This is a genomic window from uncultured Planktosalinus sp., assembly GCF_963973675.1.
GTDB lineage: Bacteria > Bacteroidota > Bacteroidia > Flavobacteriales > Flavobacteriaceae > Planktosalinus.
The window spans coordinates 1-1,970 of sequence record NZ_CAXBAN010000431.1 but is presented as its reverse complement, the minus strand read 5'-3'; the positions used below and the strand labels follow the sequence as shown (position 1 = coordinate 1,970).

General features: G+C 37.2%; 1 protein-coding gene and 1 pseudogene. Both read left to right on the top strand.

All coding sequences use genetic code 11. The features are described from left to right. Positions 1-575, top strand: a pseudogene (locus AACY61_RS13020) (sodium:calcium antiporter); the annotation flags it as partial. 143 nt (positions 576-718) lie between these two features. Then, a partial coding sequence (locus tag AACY61_RS13015) for a glutamine synthetase III (RefSeq protein ID WP_339612014.1) occupies positions 719-1,970 on the top strand: 1,252 nt, incomplete at its 3' end.

Here is a 1,970-nt window from a genome sequence, read left to right as displayed (position 1 = left end):
TGAAGGAGTTGAACAAACATCAATTGGTAGGAGTCAATATATCGGTCACTTCACAATCAAAAAATAAAGACCGAGTTGAAGTAGATGAAGTAGTTGCAGGCGATCAACTCAAAGGGATTTCATATTTTAAAATATTTTTATGGCTAATCGTTGGTGGAGCAGCATTATGGGGCGGATCTGAATTGTTAGTTAAAGGAGCTGTTGATTTAGCAACAGCAATGGGCGTTAGCGAGCGTGTTATTGCTGTTACCATGATTGCAGTTGGGACTAGTGTTCCTGAGTTGGCAGCATCAGTAATAGCAGCTTTGAAAAAGGAAAAAGCAATTTCTTTTGGTAATTTAATTGGGTCAAATGTCTTCAATATAGGTTCTGTGCTGGGAATTACAGCAATAATTCACCCCATAACAGTGCAGAGTCAGGAAGTGTTGACTAATGATATTTTCTGGATGTTAGGTTTCGCCCTTATATTAATTCCACTTGCGTTTTTACCAAAAAAATTAATATTTAACCGGGCAAAAGGACTTTTTATTTTTATTGCTTATTTGACTTTTGTTGGACTCACACTTTTTAATTAATTGAAAACACCCCTAAAAAATAAGGGGTATTTAGTTAAAAATAAATTAAATGTAATTTTTTACCCCTAAAAATATAGGGGTTAATTTGCTTAAAGTTAAAAAATAATTGTAGTTTTGCCTTGTTAACCTTCAAAACTACTCATATGTCAACGCTTCGCTTTCACGCTATCAAAGAAACATTTAACAGAAAACCTGTTGCAATTGAAGAAAATGAAAGACGTTCAAATTTATTTGGCAAAAATGTCTTTAATGAACATGCTATGCGCCAATACCTCACAAAGGAGGCTTTTAATGCAGTGATGAACGCCCATGAGTTTGGTGCTAAAATTCCTCGGGAATTGGCAGATCATATTTCTACAGGAATGAAAGAATGGGCTATTTCAAAAGGAGTAACTCATTATACGCATTGGTTTCAACCATTAACCGGAGCTACAGCCGAAAAACACGACGCCTTTTTTGAAACAACGTCCAATGGTTTAGCAATTGAAAAATTTGGTGGAGGACAGTTAGTACAGCAAGAACCAGACGCATCAAGCTTTCCAAGTGGAGGAATCCGAAATACATTTGAAGCAAGAGGCTACACTGCCTGGGATCCCACATCACCTGCATTTATTATTGGAACTACACTTTGTATCCCAACAGTATTTGTTTCCTATACCGGTGAAGCACTCGATTATAAAACCCCGCTTTTGAGAGCACTATCTGCAATAGATGATGCGGCAACAGCAGTCGCAAAATATTTTGATAAAAATGTAACAAAGGTACAAGCAACATTGGGGTGGGAGCAAGAGTATTTTTTAATTGATTCTGCTTTGGCAACTTCAAGACCAGACTTAATGATGACTGGTAGGACACTGTTAGGGCATACATCTGCCAAAGGGCAACAACTGGAGGATCATTATTTTGGTTCAATTCCATCAAGAGTTTTAAACTACATGCGCGATATGGAAAAAGAATGCATGTTGTTGGGTATCCCAGTTAAAACAAGACACAATGAAGTCGCTCCAAACCAGTTTGAACTGGCGCCAATTTTTGAGGAATCCAACCTTGCAGTTGACCATAACTCCTTATTAATGGATGTGATGGCAAAAGTGGCTGAACGTCATAATTTTGTGGTATTATTCCATGAAAAACCGTTCAAAGGAGTCAATGGTTCAGGTAAACACAACAATTGGTCATTGGCCACTAATACAGGAGTGAACCTTTTAGGGCCCGGAAGCACACCAATGAGCAATTTACAGTTTTTAACTTTTTTTATAAATACAATAAAAGCGGTCAATGAAAATGAAGAAATAATCAGGGCCAGTATTGCAAGTGCGAGTAATGATCATCGATTAGGAGCAAATGAAGAACCACCTGCAATTATTTCTGTTTTTATAGGAGAACAATTAACCA